This window comes from Methylomonas sp. MK1 (genome assembly GCF_000365425.1).
GTDB lineage: Bacteria > Pseudomonadota > Gammaproteobacteria > Methylococcales > Methylomonadaceae > Methylomonas.
In genome coordinates this window covers 2,014,497-2,030,328 of record NZ_AQOV01000001.1, presented here as the reverse complement: position 1 = coordinate 2,030,328, position 15,832 = coordinate 2,014,497, and the positions used below count along the sequence as shown (strand labels likewise).

Below are 15,832 nucleotides of genomic sequence, written 5' to 3'. Positions count from 1 at the left end.
ACACTGACTAGACATAACCCGGCTACAGCATAGGAACCAGATCCAACGCAAACATAATTGCGTCCTCGCGACCATTTTTCGCCGGATAATAATTCTTACGGGTGCCGATTTCGCGAAAGCCGGTTTGTCGGTACAAATTGATGGCGCCAGGATTGCTGGGGCGCACCTCGAGGAATATTTTCTCGGCGCGAGGCCTGGCGTATTCAATTAAGTGTTCCAACATTTTGCGGCCGGCTCCCTGCCTTTGAAAGACAGGGTTGACGCTGATGTTCATAATGTGTGCTTCGCCAGCCGCAACATTGATGATGCAGTAGCCTACTATGTTGTCATCCGGCGCTTCGCAAACCCAACTGGTGTAAGTCATCGTGCGGAAACAATCTTTAAATATCCCTTCGGACCAAGGGAATTCGTAATTTAATTCTTCGATCTTCAGGACGCTGGCCAAATCGGCATGGTCCATTTTACGCATGCGCATTAAGTCTTTGCTATCTACCGAATCGGGAAACACCTTGGCGTAAAACTCGCGATCCGCATCGTAAATCACAGCATCTTTCAATTTATGTAACAGTTTCCACATGGTTCAATTTTTCTAGTTTTTGATAGACCGACAGTGCAAATTGCAAGTCGCTCCAGGCCTTGGCTTTTTCCAGCAATGAACGTAATAAGTAAGCCGGGTGGTGAATGACAATTAAAGGGATGTTGTGCAACTGATGCTGGACCCCTCGCAATTTTGCCAGAGGTTGTTGCGTGTCGAGCAAATTTTGTGCGGCAATGCGGCCTACAGCCAAAATAATTTTTGGCTGTATCAATTCAATTTGCTGCTGTAAAAAATTTTTACAAGCGGCAACTTCCTCTGTTTGCGGATCGCGGTTGTTCGGCGGTCGACATTTCAGCATATTGGCGATGTAGACTTCTTCGCGCTTTAAGCTAATTGCCCGCAGCATTTCGGTTAAAAGTTGGCCAGCCTTGCCGACGAATGGCTCGCCCTGTAAATCTTCGTTCTGCCCTGGCGCCTCGCCGATCAGCATCCAGCTTGCTTGCTTATTGCCGACACCGAATACGGTTTGGGTGCGGGTTTTACACAGCGAGCAGGCTTGGCACAAAGAAACCTCGTGTTGCAAGTCTCTCCATATTTGATCGTTGGCGTGGGATGATGGCGATGAAACGGAATGTCGCGGAAATTCGGCATTAACGGTTTCGATGACGCTTGATACCGTTTGCTTGGAGGGCACATCTTGCCGGCCTTCAGGTTGTTCAAGCCGTTCTACGTTTTCGACTGGATTTTCAAGATAAACGGCCGCTCGCGGAATGACGACAGGTTGATGCCTGGGTAGCCAGGCATCAATGCCCATCGCCTCCAAATATTGCAAGCGGGTCGCGTTATCCATGGTGGCTCAACAATCAGACATCGCCTTTTTGCGGATGCTGACGCTGGTCGGGTGTTTGCAGTTTGTTAACCGCGTTGATGTAAGCCTTGGCCGAGGCGATCACGATGTCGGTGTCGGCACCCGAGCCGTTGACAATCCTACCCGCGTTTTCGAGTCTGACGGTCACTTCGCCTTGAGCATCGGTGCCGGTGGTGATGTTATTTACCGAATATAGCGCCAAAGTCGCGCCGGTTTTCACCAGACTTTCGATGGCTTTCAAGCTGGCATCCACCGCGCCGCCGCCTTGCCCGCTGCCGGTGACTTCCTTGCCGTCAACGCGGATCGTAACGGTGGCGTTAGGCACTTCGCCGGTTTCGGAACAGACTTTTAAAGCGACCAACTTGATATGCTCGTCTTCGGATTCGAAACCTTGTTCAGAAATCAAAGCCTGCAAGTCTTCGTCGAAAATATCGTGCTTTTTGTCCGCGAGTTGTTTGAATCTGAAAAACGCATCGTTCAAATCCGCTTCGCCGGCAAAGTCTACGCCCAGCTCCGCCATGCGGGTCTTGAACGCGTTACGTCCGGAATGTTTGCCGAGTACCATTCGGTTGGTGGTCCAACCCACATCCTCGGCGCGCATGATTTCGTAAGTTTCGCGATTTTTGAGAACACCGTCTTGGTGAATCCCGGATTCGTGGGCAAAGGCGTTCGCGCCGACGATGGCTTTATTGGGCTGTACCGGAAAACCGGTAATAGACGACACTAGCTTTGAGCAGGTGACAATCTCACGCGCATCCAAGCCGGTATCGCAACCAAAGAAATCCTGCCGGGTGCGTACGGCCATCACCACTTCTTCCAAGGAAGCATTGCCGGCGCGTTCGCCTAAGCCGTTGATGGTGCATTCCACCTGCCGAGCGCCATTCATTACCGCTGACAAGGAATTGGCGACCGCCAAGCCCAAATCGTTGTGGCAATGCACAGAGAAAATTGCTTTGTCGGAATTGGGAATGCGTTTGATCAAATTGGCAATGGTCGCGCCGAATTGCTGAGGCATGCTGTAGCCGACCGTATCCGGGATATTAAGCGTCGTCGCTCCGGCATCGATCACTGCTTCCAAGATACGGCACAAGAAGTCTTCTTCCGAGCGGCCGGCGTCTTCTGGGGAGAATTCGACGTTGTCGGTGTACTGACGAGCACGCTTAACCGCCCGAACAGCGTATTCAATCACCTGATCCGGCTGCATATTCAGTTTTTTCTGCATATGGATTGGCGAGGTGGCGATAAACGTATGGATTCGCGAGCTTTTCGCGCCTTTCAAAGCTTCGCCAGCTCTGTCGATGTCTTTATCCAGGGCCCGTGCCAAACCGCAGACTGTGCTGTCCTTGATTGCATCGGCTACGGCTTGCACGGCTTCGAAATCGCCCTGGCTGGCGGCGGGAAAGCCGGCTTCGATCACATCAACTTTCATCCGCTCCAGCGCACGGGCGATGCGGACTTTTTCATCGCGGGTCATGGAGGCGCCAGGGCTTTGCTCGCCGTCGCGCAAAGTAGTGTCGAATATAATTAATTTATCTTTCATGAGAACTCCGATCATGAAATGTTCGGCGCTGAGGCCGAGAAACAGAAAAGGGTTGTATTATTTAGATGAGGATAGATTGCGCCCCTCAGGGCAGCAATCTTAAAGACAGGCCGAACAACCATGTGCCAATGGCTGGCATGGGAGCTAAATTTTTATGATAAACGATTATCTGATTGTTCATGGCTGGAAACTATACTTGATTGCCGACTGACGCTCAAGTTTGCGATGCTGTGGTAGTAAGCTATTTTACCTTTTTGTTTCGTTCAGAGGTCTGAGCAGGTTACTTTTGTTCTTTAGAGCGTAAACTTAATCCCCAGCTATATATAGCATGCGCTAAAAACTTAATCTGAAGAAAGTGAATGCCGTATCGGAAACTAGTCAACATGGTTCTAATTGCTAGTAAGCCCTGGTTTTGATTGATGTATTCCCAACTCAAATCTTGAGCGGATTGGATGTAGTTGAGCCTGATCAGTTTAGCTAGATCAGGTCTGACATTCCGTTTAATCAGTTGTTTTTTTATTTCCAGATTGGATAAAGAGTGATCCACCCGGCGGCGAGGCTGAGACGAGTATCCTTGGCCGGCGCTGCGTTGCAGGTACAAACCCTCTGTCACTAATCCGCATTGACCATTCAGCGCAGCACGCAAAGCCCAATCGCAATCCCAAAGTAGGCAATCTTCTTGATATAGGCCGATTTGCATAACTTGTTCCCTGGCTGCTACCGGTCGTTGAAATGCCATAGGGACCCGTTTTAGTAAAGCTTTGAATAGACGGTCTGCGTCAAATTCCAGCAGGGTTTCCGTAACCTGCGTTCCAGCCAGATCTGCCAATATTTTGTTCATGGCGTCAGTGTAGGATTCGTGCGTCCATTTTGAATTTGGGCCAAACCAGGCGACGCTCATGAACAGCGTGTTAATTTCTGGATGTTTTTGTAAAGTTGAAACAGCTTTTTCTAAATAAGTCGGCGCGTAAAGGTCATCGTCGTCCAGAAACGCAATATATTTGCCAGAAGCAGCTTTGATTCCGGTGTTTTTCGCTGCAGCCCCTCCCATTGAACTGCTGTGCTGTAGAACACGAATTTTGGGTCCGAATTTTTCTTGGAGTTGCTCCGGGCTAACGCATGGATTCGAAAAGTCATCTACAACAATTATTTCCCAATCAGACAGTGTTTGGTCAACCACGCTACTAATAGCTTCATCCAAAAGATCGGGACGATTGTGAGTAGGAATGATGACAGATATAAAAGTAGCCATATGTTTAAACTAAGGGGGTGTTTTTGTATCTGAATTAGTAATTGAATGCAGTGATAAAGCTCAATGCAAAATAAACTGTTAAGGTATGGTTAACTTACAAATCACGACTTTATTCTTGATATCAAAAGTACCCAAAGTAACCTAGCAAGGGTGTTCAAATCAGACGGTTTTATAGCTAGTGCGTTTTTGTAGGCCTCGATAGATAATGCTGTGTTTCCTCGGATTCTTGCCCACCATCCAAGCGATTTCGAGCATTCATAGAGTTCATTGAAGTAAAGGGTGCGTGTGGATAACTTTTCATGATTCTCTAGCTGAGATTTACAGCTTAAAAGAGCGCGATATTGTCCATATAACTGCTCTTCATGAACCTGTTTTGATGCGGTTAAGCTCGCTGGGTGGCGGCGATAACTACTTAATGTGTCGATCAAATACAGAAAAGGACCTTGCAAAGAAAGCTTTAACCATAAACCGTAATCTTCATATTGTCTGACATCTTCTGGAAAGCCGCCTGCTAATTCAAAATTTTTTCTCCGAATTATTACAAGAGAAGGTGAAAACCCGAAGACGCCTTTCCCAAATAAAAGAGGTTCTAAAATATTGCCGGAACACCAACCTGTTCTATAAGCATCAGTCGCCTTTATTAGATTGCCTTGAGCATCTATATATCTAACGTCAGAATACAAGCCAATTGCTTCAGGATGGTTTTCCAAGACTTCAAGTTGTCGTTCCAATTTGTTTTTATCCCATATATCGTCACTATCCAAAAATGCAAGAATATCTCCAGAGCTAACAGAGACACCTAGGTTTCGCGCAGCACTTGCGCCTAAATTGGGTTGAGATAAGATCTTGATGCTATCGGCATATTTTTTGAGTATATCTTGGCTTGAATCGGTGGAACCGTCGTTGACTGCAATGATTTCTATATTGTTATATGTCTGGGATAATGCACTTTGTAAAGCTTCCTCCAGGTATTTTTCGGAATTGTAAACAGGTATTATAATTGATATGAGAGGGGGGTTATTCATTTTATATTCTCAGTTCGATTAGTTTTTCAATAACGGTTTTATAACTATTTTTGAGGAATATATCGTAAGAATATTCTGGGCTTTGGATGTCATTGGTTGCAAGTAAGGTTGATAACTCTTTCTCGTTTGTATATATATGGATTCCCTTTTGATTGTAGATGTAATCTAAAAAGCCTGTTTTTGCCGAAATAATAGGTATATTGCAAAAAAATGCTTCTGCAAGCGCCCATCCAAAGCTTTCATAGGTTGAGAAAGATATAAATGCTTTAGCGTGTTCATAAGCGTAGAAGAGCTCTTCTTGTGCCAAATTTGGCATTTTAATTATATTAGGATGGTCGGGGAGAGTGTCGTGCTGGACAATAGTTTTATTATTAAAGCACCAGACTATGGGGTATTTGGTGAGCTCGGCTGCTTTTAAAAAAATATCATAGCCTTTTTGTTTGCTAGAAAACGGGTTGAAAACGGTTATGAAGTATTTTTCAGGTAATTCTATGGGTGTTCGATCTTTAGGAAAGGTGGCTCTAACATCTGGAAATGTGAAAATGTGCTTGTCGTGATTGTTAAAGAATCTTGGAAAGTCAGTGCATTGATGAATAATGTAGTCGAACTTGTTTTCTATTGAGCTGATATTTCGTGCATTCGTATTTATTATTTTAACTTTGAAATCATAGCTATCGCCGTGGTACATGGCGTGTCCGCCGCCAGCAAAGTAATAGTAAGCGTCAAATTTCTTATTTGTAATAAATAACGGCTTTAGATAATAATTATAGGATTTTGGAGTAAAACCTTCAGAGTTTATGTTCTCCGAAAAAATATAAAAAACACTGTCATTCATGCTTTCAACTAAAGATAGTAGGTCTTTTTCCGAGCCACCAACTCCACCAAAATAAATCGATGACACCATGATTCTATATTTTGGTTTATTTAGAGCAAATCTGACGCTTGTAAATATGCTACGTATTCCGTTTATTTTGATTAGAGTGATTAGACGGTGAAGCTTCCAAGGCATTCTTTTTTCAACTACCAGTGTTTTGTATGATAGCTTTAGTAGTTTAAAAGGGTTGTATTTTTGATGCCGAAAAATATTCATAATAGACTTGTTGATTATTTAAATAGCATTAGGCGCCTATTTTCCAATAAAAAATTTCAATCAATACGAAATTTTTTTCTTAAAATAAATTCTTGGAACTTTAGATTGTTGGCCAAAATTCTATAATAGACTCTCGCTGATTTATGAAAGTGTTTACTAGCTCTTGCTGTTGCTGACTATAATGTTGCTTGATGGTCACAGGTATTTTATGTTTAAAAAATGCTTCCATAGTATTTAAAAGCACTACCGAATTCTGAATGTTACCCATGCAAGTTAAATAGTTTTTCAGTCGGTTTAACTCCGTTTTTGCTATCTCTGAATCGACGGATTGTGTTGCCAATAGAGTGTAGCGCAGTTTCTTAACTGCAATGCGCAGATGGTGAATGCTGGCAGGGTTGGCCGGATCCAGCTTTTGATAACGATTCGTGACAACGCCGTATATGTCATGAACAGCGCTTGACACGGCCAGTTCAAGATCGATGTCGGCGGTTTGAGTTTTGAAGTATTTGCCAGCTTTTTTCAGCTTGCGCCGCAGTTTTGGTTGGTACAAGCTGGCAATGAACGACTGGTTTTCCAGCAATAAGCGCTGTTCGCAGCGATGCATGTGCGCTAAAAACGGCTCTAGCTCGGGAAGGATAGGCAGGGACTTGGCTGATTCGAACAGCATCACCTGAGTGTCGCGCAGTTGGTCGAAGCCGTCGAGCTGTTTTTTCAGGGATTTGCGAATTCTTAGCAGCGTGTTCTGCGGTGCCAGGGCTTGCAGCAATTCGATCAGCGCCAGTAAGCGCCGGGTACTGACACGTAATTCGTGGACGTTATCTTCGTTGGCGCTTTGGCGGCAGGCTTTCAAGCGTTTGCGATATTGGCGCCAGTGTCTTTCCAAGGCGTCAAGCAACAGTTTGCCGCCAGTATTTTGCATCAGCTAACTTTTACGGCTTTGCAGCTTACGTTTGCGCAAAACCAAGGTGACGATGGGGCCGGATACGGCATAGCCGACCGATAACAGAAACAGCATCCGCTGCGGTTGCGCCAAGATGAAGCTGATTACCAGCATCGCGATGATGGCAACGATAAACGGCACTTTGTTTTTAAAATCGATTTCCTTGAAGCTGGAATAGCGGAAATTGCTAACCATCAGCAAGCCGGTGCTGATGGTGGTTAGCAATACTAAATATTTAATATTTTCCACGTCATAGCCATTTTCCACGCAGAACCATAAGCCGCCAGCCAGAATGGCCGCAGCCGCTGGGCTGGGTAGACCCTGAAAATAACGTTTGTCGGCGACTTCCACTTGAGTATTGAACCGCGCCAACCGTAACGCGCCGCCGGCCATATGCACAAACGCGGCGAACAGGCCCGCCTGGCCCATGCTGGATAGGGTCCAGAGATACATCACAATAGCCGGAGCGGCGCCAAACGACACCATGTCGGACAAGCTGTCATATTGCACGCCGAATTCGCTTTGGGTGTTAGTCAGGCGGGCAACCCGGCCGTCCAACCCGTCTAGCACCATCGCGATGAACATGGAAATTGCCGCTGTTTCGAAGCGGCCGTTAATCGCTGACGTGATCGCATAAAATCCGGCAAACATGGCGCCCGTAGTGAACAGATTGGGCAATAGGTAAATGCCACGATGACGCGTAAGCGGTTGCTTCTTGATCATAATGTGTCTACAAAGGTTGAAAAGTTGGCGGCATTGTACATGCTGAATATGACAGCTGCTTAACTAAATACCCGGCAATTGGCTTCAAAATTGCCACAAAAGCAAGGCTTGCGGCACGTTGTCGTGCAGGCCTTTAATGCCGTATTTATTGTGCCAGTATTGATATTCGATGCCCAGATACAGATGGCTACGATTGCCCCATAAGTCGCCAATATCCAGCCGTAACTGCGGTTGCGCCAAGGCCTGACGCGCAGCGCGGTCGCCTTTCTTGCCGATGAAGTCGGCGAAGCCTTCGAAACTCCACTTGGTGCCGGCGATCTCGAAAGGTAGTTTCCACACGGGTGTGATTTGCCAGGATGTACCAATGTCCGCTGTTTCGGTAACGCGTTGGCGCAAAAAGTCCACATTGAAATAGTCAAAACCTGGCAGATTGAAATCAAGGGTAATACCGTACAGCCACGCCCGAAAACCACTGCGCCGGCTGTTCATGTTTTCGCCCAGGTTAATGCCGCCAGTAAGGCCAAAATCCTTGAATATGCCGTATGACAGATCCAGGCCGCTAATTTTGCTCAGGCTGAGAGTGCTGTAAGCCTCACCGTAAAGGTTGGTTTGCGAGGACTGGCCAGATTCGGTAAACAGCGTATCCATAAAGAAAAAATTGCGGCCATAGGTCCAGCCGTGAGCGTTGGTTATCGTGATGATGGATTGGCTGACATCGTTGGGGTTGAACGGTTCCTGGTAGTTGCCGCCATGCAGGTATTGGATCTCGCTGTTGCTCCACTGCAAGAATTCAGCGGAGCAGGGTAGTGCCAAGGTCGCAGTTATGATGCCGAGATAAAGCTGGTTGAAGCGAGAATGATCAGGCATTTGGCAAAATCCTGCGGGCAAAAAAAAGCCCATCGTGTAGATGGGCTTTAATCCTAGCCGAAAAGCTTAGTTTTTGCTTTTATCGACGATTTGATTGGCCTTGATCCAAGGCATCATGCCCCGTAACTTGGCACCAACGACCTCAATAGGATGCTCGGCATTCAGGCGGCGTCTGGCAGTCATCTCAGGGTAGCCGGTTTGGCCTTCCAGGATAAATTGCTTGGCGTATTTGCCTTGTTGAATGTCTTCCAGGGCTTGTTTCATCGCCCAACGGCTTTCTTCGTTGATCACTTTTGGGCCGGTGACATATTCACCGTATTCCGCATTGTTAGAGATCGAGTAGTTCATGTTGGCGATGCCGCCTTCGTACATCAAATCCACGATCAGTTTCAGTTCGTGCAAGCATTCGAAATAAGCCATCTCAGGCGGGTAGCCCGCTTCGGTCAGAGTTTCGAAACCGGCTTTCACCAGTTCCACCGCGCCGCCGCACAATACCGCTTGTTCGCCGAACAAATCGGTTTCGGTTTCGTCGCGGAACGTAGTTTCGATGATGCCGGAACGACCGCCGCCGATAGCTGATGCATATGACAAGCAGATGGCTTTAGCCATGCCGGAAGCATCTTGATGAATCGCGATCAAGTCGGGGATGCCGCCGCCTTTGACAAACTCGGAACGCACGGTGTGGCCAGGCGCTTTAGGCGCAATCATGATCACATCCAGGTCTTTACGAGGCACTACTTGGTTGTACAAAATTGCGAAACCGTGCGCGAATGCTAGAGCAGCGCCTTGTTTGATGTTTGGCTCGATTTCTTCTTTGTACAGTTTGGATTGAAACTCGTCTGGGGTCAGAATCATCACCACGTCGGCGCCGGCGATGGCTTCTGGTACGTCTTTTACGGTCAGGCCGCTGGCTTGGGCTTTGGCGACTGACGCTGAACTGGCACGCAAGCCGACGACGACGTCAACGCCTGAGTCTTTCAGGTTGTTGGCGTGCGCGTGGCCTTGTGAGCCGTAGCCGATGATCGCTACTTTTTTGCTTCTGATAACAGAAAGGTCGGCGTCTTTATCGTAATAAACTTGCATAGGTTTTCTCGTTGCTGGGTAAATAATAAATGTTACAGGTGTAAGCCTTTCTCGCCGCGGGAGATGCCGGTCGGACCGGAGCGCACCACTTCGATGATGCTGCCTTCCTCAAAGCCGTGGATAAAGGCGTCCAGTTTGCTGGATTGGCCGGTCATTTCCACCACATAGCTGTTGGCGGTGACGTCGATAATCTTGCCGCGGAAAATGTCGACCATGCGTTTCACTTCTTCGCGCGTATCGTGGCTGGTTTTGATTTTTACCAGCATCAACTCGCGTTCGATATGAGCAGATTCCGCCAAGTCGATCAATTTCACCACGTCAATCAACTTATTCAGCTGCTTGGTGATTTGTTCAATGATCTCGTCGCTGCCGCTGGTGACCAGGGTCATCCGCGACAGGCTTGGGTCTTCAGTTGGTGCCACGGTCAACGATTCAATGTTGTAACCGCGCGCCGAGAACAATCCCGCCACCCGTGACAAAGCGCCGGATTCATTCTCGATCAAGATAGAAATGATGTGCCTCATTATGACAACTCCCTGTCTACCGGGGTGCCGGGTGCGACGCGCAATTTCATGTCATGATGGCCTTTGCCTGCTTCAATCATAGGGTAAACGTTTTCGGTACGGTCGGTGATGAAATCCAGGAATACCGTTCTGTCTTTCAAGGCGAACGCATGTTCCAGGGCGCCGCGCACGTCTTCGGGTTTTTCGATCAGCATGCCGACATGGCCGTAGGCCTCTGCCAGTTTGACGAAGTCGGGGATGGTATCCATATACGATTGCGAATAACGGCTCTCGTAGGAAAACTCCTGCCATTGCCGCACCATACCCATGTAGCGGTTGTTCAGGTTGATGATTTTCACCGGCGCATGGTATTGCAAGGCGGTGGAGAGTTCCTGAATACACATCTGGATGCTGGCTTCGCCGGTAATACAGGCGACATTGGCTTCCGGAAACGCCAATTTCACACCAATTGCAGCCGGCAAGCCAAAGCCCATCGTGCCCAAGCCACCGGAGTTGATCCAGCGCCGAGGTTTATCGAAGTGATAATACTGCGCTGCATACATCTGGTGCTGACCAACGTCTGATGTCACATAGGCTTCGCCATGAGTGACCTGATACAGCTGTTCCACCACATATTGCGGTTTAATTACCTTGCTGTTGCGGTCGTATTCCAGGCAATGTACATCGCGCCAGCTTTGAATCAGCTGCCACCAGGATTCCAATGCCGATTTGGATGGTTTGATTTTGCTGTCTTTGATCAGCTCCAGCATCTGTTCCAACACCGGTTTTACATCGCCAACAATCGGCACGTCCACTTTAACGGTCTTGGATATGGAGGCCGGATCGACGTCGATATGGATAATCTTCGCGTATGGACAAAACTCAGCCAACTTACCGGTCACTCGGTCGTCAAACCGCGCGCCGACCGCCAGAATGACGTCACTCTCGTGCATCGCCATATTGGCTTCGTAAGTACCATGCATGCCCAGCATGCCGACAAATTGTTTGTCGGTAGCTGGATAGCCACCCAAGCCCATCAAGGTATTTGTGATCGGATAACCCAGCAATTGGGTCAATTCGGTCAGCTCTTTATGCGCTTCACCGAGAATCACGCCGCCGCCGGAATAAATCATCGGCCTTTGCGCGGTCAGCAACATTTCTACCGCCCGCTTGATCTGGCCCTTATGACCTGTCACCACAGGGTTATAGGAACGCATGCTGATCTTTTTCGGGTACTTATAGGGCACCTTGATGTTCGGATCGGTCATGTCCTTCGGCACGTCGACCAACACTGGTCCAGGTCGGCCGGTGGTCGCCACGTAAAACGCCTTTTTCATGGTTTCGGCCAGGTCGTTGACGTCTTTGACCAGGAAGTTATGCTTAACGCAGGGCCGGGTAATACCCACCGTATCGACTTCCTGGAACGCATCGCTGCCTATCACCGGCGACGGAACTTGTCCCGAGATGATCACCATCGGAATCGAATCCATATAGGCTGTGGCAATGCCGGTGACGGCATTCGTTGCGCCTGGTCCCGAGGTCACCAGCACCACGCCCGGTTTGCCGGTCGCGCGCGCATAGGCGTCAGCTGCATGGGCAGCCGCTTGCTCGTGTCTGACCAGGATATGTTTCACTTCGTCTTGATGGAAAATGGCATCATAGATGTGCAAGACAGAGCCACCCGGATAGCCAAATACAAATTCGACACCTTCATCTTTAAGACATTGGACAAGAATATGTCCGCCACTGAGTTCCAATTTTACGTCCTCAAAAAACTAATCGATCGGGGAAATGCAGATTTTACAAAAAAGGTTGGATAAGCTACTGTTTTTGACCCTTTTCGTCAAGGAAAACCAAGGGTTTTGCTTGGGATTGTTGGTAAATAGATAGTTTTATACAGTAAGAGAGAAATGGTGAAACAGTATTTTGTCGATGTTTGGCATGGGGATATGCGCGTACCGGCAACGGCGTTGCAACAATTGACCGGATTGTTGACAGATGACGAGAGATGCAAAGCAGAGGTATTCAAGTCAGCCTTATTGCGGGACCGTTACCTTGCGGTGCGCGGTTTATTGCGGCAAATTCTGGCTGGCTATCTTGATGTAGAGCCATCTTCTCTGGCGTTCGAAACAGGGCGTTATGGCAAGCCTGCTTTGATTGGCTACGCGCTACATTTTAACCTTTCGCATAGTGCCGATACTTTATTATTAGCGGTTGCAGATTTCGCCGGTATTGGTGTCGATATCGAAACCTTTAGGCCGCGGCAGCATCTCGATAGGCTGGCAGAGCGTTGTTTTTCCCATCAAGAGTATCAGGATTGGTGCCAATTGTCGGCGGACGCTCGGTTTGAGGTGTTTTACCGACTATGGACTAAAAAAGAGGCTTTCGTCAAAGCGGTGGGTAGGGGAATTGCTTTGGGAATAGAACAATGCGAATTTCAATTGGAAAAGGGCGGGCAGTTGCTAGCCATTCCGCCAGAATACGGTTCGGCAAACACTTGGCTGGTTCACGAATTAGACGTTGATGATGCTAGTCGCGCGGCGCTAGTCACGCCGGCATGTTATTACGATTTGCGGCTGTTAGCGCTGCCAATAGATTGAGTTTTTCGCATGAATGAGTGGTCCGGCTTTTGCGTTTAGTCCATTGTCGCGTCTATCGTTGTTGGGTTTGCTGATTATGTGGGCTTTACAACAAATACCCGTTCCAACTCTTAATGCCGCCAACTCAATTTTTAGTAACGCATTGCCCTTGATTTGTCATTAACCGTTGATTGTCGGCCTGACTTAAGCTTCTTAACTGTAAAGCTGGATATTGGAATGGTATTTGCTGAGTATACCAAAAAGCAGGTTACTCAGAGAGGTTGATATGACTATACACATTGCATCCATGATGCCGGACCGCGCGCTTGACGAGAGTGTAATCGCCAAAGCCATTATCAAAACTGCCGTCGATTTGGCAAGATTCCGCGAGGAGCCGATCCAGAAACGGGCGCCGATTCTGGATTTGATATTTCTACTACCCAGCCGCCAGGAAAAAGCCGATTTCGACGGCTTGCGACTGCATTCGTTCGATAAAGCCTCGCAGACTTTGCGGATAGAATGCGCCGTACCGGAAAAAATGGTGGCATCCACCCACGCCGAGCGCTTTGTGGTCGCGGTGATGCTGGATGCCATCGACGCCGCGACCGAATTTTTCACCGAACAGCGCATATTGTTCGATGCAATGGGGCATTTGGCGTTGGTGGAAGCGCTGGGAGCAAGTGAGCAATATGCGATCAATTGAATGATGATTGAGTTTGTTGCTAATTTGAGGGCGGTTTACGCTGGATCCGCCAAGTCCAGCAAGCTGAGCACATTTAGTTTGATCGCTAACCGCGTCAACTCGATGTCGCTGTTCACCCCTAGCTTGTTTTTGATCAGATAGTGACAGTTGCCGACGGTTTTGGGGCTGATGTTTAGGGTTTTGGCGATTTGGTCCTGTGTGTTGGCCTCGACCAGCAGGCGCAGAATTTCGAACTCCCTGGCAGTTAAGCTATTCAGAGCCGTGGTTTCGTTGCCGAGTTTTTCCAAAGCCAACGCTTGGGCGATGTCGGTGCTGAGAATGTGCCTGCCAAGATGGACGTCTCGTATGGCCTGCAACAGCAGTTCCGGTGCACTGCTTTTGCTGACATAACCCAAAGCGCCGGCGCGGCAGGCTTGGCGGGCAAAGCTGGGGTTTTGATGCATGCTGAATACCAGGATCCTGGCTTTGCGGTCGCGTTGTTTGAGGCGGCTTATCAATTCCAGGCCGCTTAAGCCGGGCATCGTCAAATCGGTAACGACCACGTCGGGTTGGCATTCCTTGTAAAGACAATAAGCGTCAGCGCCGTTCGAGGCTTCGGCAATGACCTTTAGGTCTGCTTGTTTGCTGATTAACGAACGGTAGCCTTCCCGGACTATAGCGTGATCGTCTACCAGCAAAATATTAATAGTGGTTTGCTTAGTCATTGGGTGCTCGCCGGCTGTTCCAATGGCAAGCTGGCTTGGATTATCAAGCCATGCGGCTTGGCTATGTGCAAAGCAAATCGGCCGTTTAAGGCGGCTATGCGTTCGCGCATGCCCAGCAAACCTATGCCATGGTCTGTGGCAAACGGCAGGGCGATGGCGCTGCCGTCGTCTTGTATGGTGAGCAAGGCTTCGGTGTTGTCGACTGCGAGCGTAATATCGGCTTGGCTGGCAGAGGCATGTTTGGCGATATTGCTGACGGCTTCCTGGGTGATGCGAAACAGGCTGATCGCCAGTGGCTCCGTTAGCGTTCTGCAATCGCCGATGATGTGCAGGCTATAGTGCGTCTTGCCTAGAAGGTTCCAGCTTGCTATCAGGCTACGCAGGCTGGCGTCCAGACCTAATTCCTCCAGTTCCGCCGGTCGTAAGCGCGTCAATAATCCTCGCACGCTTTGTTGCATGGCTTGGGTAAAGCGGGATATTTGCTCAGCTTCTATGACTAGCACCGGGCAATTTTGCTGCGCCGTTTGGGCGATGCTGGTGGCGACGGCGTGGATAGCGGTTAGGCATTGGCCGAATTCGTCATGAAGTTCCCGCGCCAGATAGCGGCGTTCCTCTTCCTGCAAGTTCATCAACATCACTGCCAGTTTTTGGCGTTCCACTAAGAGTTGTTGCTGATTGTCGGCGAGTTGGTTGATTGCCGTCGCGGTTTGCCGCCATTCCAGTAAGTCGAAATTCGGGAGCCGAAATGCCAAATCGCCTGAGCTGAGCTGGTTTAGTCCTGCCACAATAGTCTGAGCTGGGAGCAGGGCGCGGCTGACAGCTAAATAAACCAGCAGGCACACCGCTGTGATGGTTGCTGCCGACAATGTCAGTAAATCCCGAGCATCATCCCAAGCGCGGGCTATCGACAACTCGGCGCTAACCGAAACCGTTAATACCCCGTAAACTTGGCCGTTGTAGGTTATCGGTCGCTGCCAGTCGAAGCCCGGTCCGAAAAGTTGTCGGTATAGCTCAGCAAAATGCTGAGGATAGTGATGAGTGGATAGGTCTATGCCTTTGCAGTAGTTACGCATCGTTTCGCCGTCATTGGCGAGATAACTGGCGCAAATGCCCGGCTCGCTGCCGGTCTGTTTCCATAAATCAAAATCCGGGAAGGGATTGGCCGGTTTTTCCCCGGCGCTTACTTTCAGTAACTGAAACTCCAGTTGTTTGCCTAGCGCGGCCAAGGTGCTTTGTGCTTGCGCTGCCGATTGTTGGGCGCTGCGCTGCAAGACAAAAGTCAGGGTGGCGAATAAACACAGTAAGGCTACCGCCGTGATGCGGGTTAACAAATACAGTTTTAGATTCATGATCGCTTTGTCGCGTGCTGAAAAGCCGGCTAGTCCTGTTTGGAGAGCATTTTAGGTAGTTAAGATGG

The 15,832-nt window shown here is 48.7% G+C and carries 16 protein-coding genes; 2 read left to right on the top strand and 14 right to left on the bottom strand.

Annotation, left to right across the window (positions count from 1 at the left end):
* Positions 1 to 22: 22 nt before the first annotated feature.
* The 12 genes from rimI to G006_RS0109495 form a co-directional block, all read right to left on the bottom strand.
* The gene (rimI, locus tag G006_RS0109550) at positions 23 to 577 is read right to left on the bottom strand and encodes a ribosomal protein S18-alanine N-acetyltransferase (protein WP_020482961.1); all 555 of its coding nucleotides are present in this window, start codon (positions 575 to 577) and stop codon (positions 23 to 25) included.
* Complete coding sequence (locus tag G006_RS0109545; RefSeq protein ID WP_020482960.1) at positions 558 to 1,388, bottom strand: uracil-DNA glycosylase; 831 nt, start codon at positions 1,386 to 1,388, stop codon at positions 558 to 560. The genes rimI and G006_RS0109545 overlap by 20 nt, the downstream gene beginning before the upstream one ends.
* A 13-nt stretch (positions 1,389 to 1,401) precedes the next feature.
* On the bottom strand, positions 1,402 to 2,946 hold the full coding sequence (locus G006_RS0109540) for a 2-isopropylmalate synthase (RefSeq protein WP_020482959.1): 1,545 nt from the start codon (positions 2,944 to 2,946) through the stop codon (positions 1,402 to 1,404).
* Between the two features lie 280 nt (positions 2,947 to 3,226).
* Positions 3,227 to 4,198 (bottom strand): glycosyltransferase family 2 protein, encoded by a 972-nt coding sequence (locus tag G006_RS27045; protein WP_020482958.1) that lies wholly within the window; start codon positions 4,196 to 4,198, stop codon positions 3,227 to 3,229.
* A gap of 101 nt (positions 4,199 to 4,299) precedes the next feature.
* Complete coding sequence (locus G006_RS25330) at positions 4,300 to 5,223, bottom strand: glycosyltransferase family 2 protein (protein ID WP_020482957.1); 924 nt, start codon at positions 5,221 to 5,223, stop codon at positions 4,300 to 4,302.
* A gap of 1 nt (position 5,224) precedes the next feature.
* A complete protein-coding gene (locus G006_RS0109525; RefSeq protein WP_160167671.1) occupies positions 5,225 to 6,127 on the bottom strand; it encodes a glycosyltransferase in 903 nt (300 codons plus the stop codon).
* A 286-nt stretch (positions 6,128 to 6,413) separates the two neighbouring features.
* Positions 6,414 to 7,232 carry a CHAD domain-containing protein gene (locus tag G006_RS0109520; protein ID WP_020482955.1) on the bottom strand — a complete coding sequence of 273 codons (819 nt, stop codon included), beginning with the start codon at positions 7,230 to 7,232 and terminating at the stop codon, positions 6,414 to 6,416.
* Positions 7,233 to 7,235: 3 nt separating this feature from the next.
* Entirely contained in the window at positions 7,236 to 7,976 is a 741-nt protein-coding gene (gene pssA / locus G006_RS0109515) for a CDP-diacylglycerol--serine O-phosphatidyltransferase (protein WP_020482954.1), read from the bottom strand.
* A gap of 84 nt (positions 7,977 to 8,060) precedes the next feature.
* Positions 8,061 to 8,843, bottom strand: coding sequence for an outer membrane protein OmpK (locus tag G006_RS0109510; protein ID WP_033194156.1), 783 nt, complete (start codon positions 8,841 to 8,843; stop codon positions 8,061 to 8,063).
* 66 nt (positions 8,844 to 8,909) lie between these two features.
* Positions 8,910 to 9,926 carry a ketol-acid reductoisomerase gene (ilvC, locus tag G006_RS0109505; RefSeq protein WP_020482952.1) on the bottom strand — a complete coding sequence of 339 codons (1,017 nt, stop codon included), beginning with the start codon at positions 9,924 to 9,926 and terminating at the stop codon, positions 8,910 to 8,912.
* A 32-nt stretch (positions 9,927 to 9,958) separates the two neighbouring features.
* Complete coding sequence (gene ilvN, locus G006_RS0109500; protein WP_020482951.1) at positions 9,959 to 10,450, bottom strand: acetolactate synthase small subunit; 492 nt, start codon at positions 10,448 to 10,450, stop codon at positions 9,959 to 9,961.
* Positions 10,450 to 12,186, bottom strand: coding sequence for an acetolactate synthase 3 large subunit (locus tag G006_RS0109495; protein WP_026146943.1), 1,737 nt, complete (start codon positions 12,184 to 12,186; stop codon positions 10,450 to 10,452). Before G006_RS0109495 ends, ilvN begins: the two co-directional genes overlap by 1 nt.
* Before the next feature lie 153 nt (positions 12,187 to 12,339).
* Between G006_RS0109495 and G006_RS0109490 the strand changes: the two genes are divergently transcribed.
* Together G006_RS0109490 and G006_RS0109485 are read left to right on the top strand one after the other, a co-directional pair.
* A complete protein-coding gene (locus tag G006_RS0109490) occupies positions 12,340 to 13,029 on the top strand; it encodes a 4'-phosphopantetheinyl transferase family protein (protein ID WP_020482948.1) in 690 nt (229 codons plus the stop codon).
* Between the two features lie 265 nt (positions 13,030 to 13,294).
* Entirely contained in the window at positions 13,295 to 13,711 is a 417-nt protein-coding gene (locus G006_RS0109485; protein WP_152428837.1) for a hypothetical protein, read from the top strand.
* A gap of 35 nt (positions 13,712 to 13,746) precedes the next feature.
* Here G006_RS0109485 and G006_RS0109480 read toward each other — a convergent pair whose 3' ends face one another.
* Positions 13,747 to 14,415 (bottom strand): response regulator, encoded by a 669-nt coding sequence (locus tag G006_RS0109480; protein WP_020482946.1) that lies wholly within the window; start codon positions 14,413 to 14,415, stop codon positions 13,747 to 13,749.
* Positions 14,412 to 15,764 (bottom strand): sensor histidine kinase, encoded by a 1,353-nt coding sequence (locus G006_RS0109475; protein ID WP_020482945.1) that lies wholly within the window; start codon positions 15,762 to 15,764, stop codon positions 14,412 to 14,414. The genes G006_RS0109480 and G006_RS0109475 overlap by 4 nt, the downstream gene beginning before the upstream one ends.
* Positions 15,765 to 15,832 lie beyond the last annotated feature (68 nt).

Bases quoted from the DNA above. Each gene is read 5' to 3' on its own strand.
- rimI (WP_020482961.1), bottom strand. From the start codon at position 577: ATGTGGAAACTGTTACATAAATTGAAAGATGCTGTGATTTACGATGCG.
- G006_RS0109545 (WP_020482960.1), bottom strand. From the start codon at position 1,388: ATGGATAACGCGACCCGCTTGCAATATTTGGAGGCGATGGGCATTGAT.
- G006_RS0109540 (WP_020482959.1), bottom strand. From the start codon at position 2,946: ATGAAAGATAAATTAATTATATTCGACACTACTTTGCGCGACGGCGAG.
- G006_RS27045 (WP_020482958.1), bottom strand. From the start codon at position 4,198: ATGGCTACTTTTATATCTGTCATCATTCCTACTCACAATCGTCCCGAT.
- G006_RS25330 (WP_020482957.1), bottom strand. From the start codon at position 5,223: ATGAATAACCCCCCTCTCATATCAATTATAATACCTGTTTACAATTCC.
- G006_RS0109525 (WP_160167671.1), bottom strand. From the start codon at position 6,127: ATGGTGTCATCGATTTATTTTGGTGGAGTTGGTGGCTCGGAAAAAGAC.
- G006_RS0109520 (WP_020482955.1), bottom strand. From the start codon at position 7,232: ATGCAAAATACTGGCGGCAAACTGTTGCTTGACGCCTTGGAAAGACAC.
- pssA (WP_020482954.1), bottom strand. From the start codon at position 7,976: ATGATCAAGAAGCAACCGCTTACGCGTCATCGTGGCATTTACCTATTG.
- G006_RS0109510 (WP_033194156.1), bottom strand. From the start codon at position 8,843: ATGCCTGATCATTCTCGCTTCAACCAGCTTTATCTCGGCATCATAACT.
- ilvC (WP_020482952.1), bottom strand. From the start codon at position 9,926: ATGCAAGTTTATTACGATAAAGACGCCGACCTTTCTGTTATCAGAAGC.
- ilvN (WP_020482951.1), bottom strand. From the start codon at position 10,450: ATGAGGCACATCATTTCTATCTTGATCGAGAATGAATCCGGCGCTTTG.
- G006_RS0109490 (WP_020482948.1), top strand. From the start codon at position 12,340: ATGGTGAAACAGTATTTTGTCGATGTTTGGCATGGGGATATGCGCGTA.
- G006_RS0109485 (WP_152428837.1), top strand. From the start codon at position 13,295: ATGACTATACACATTGCATCCATGATGCCGGACCGCGCGCTTGACGAG.
- G006_RS0109480 (WP_020482946.1), bottom strand. From the start codon at position 14,415: ATGACTAAGCAAACCACTATTAATATTTTGCTGGTAGACGATCACGCT.
- G006_RS0109475 (WP_020482945.1), bottom strand. From the start codon at position 15,764: ATGAATCTAAAACTGTATTTGTTAACCCGCATCACGGCGGTAGCCTTA.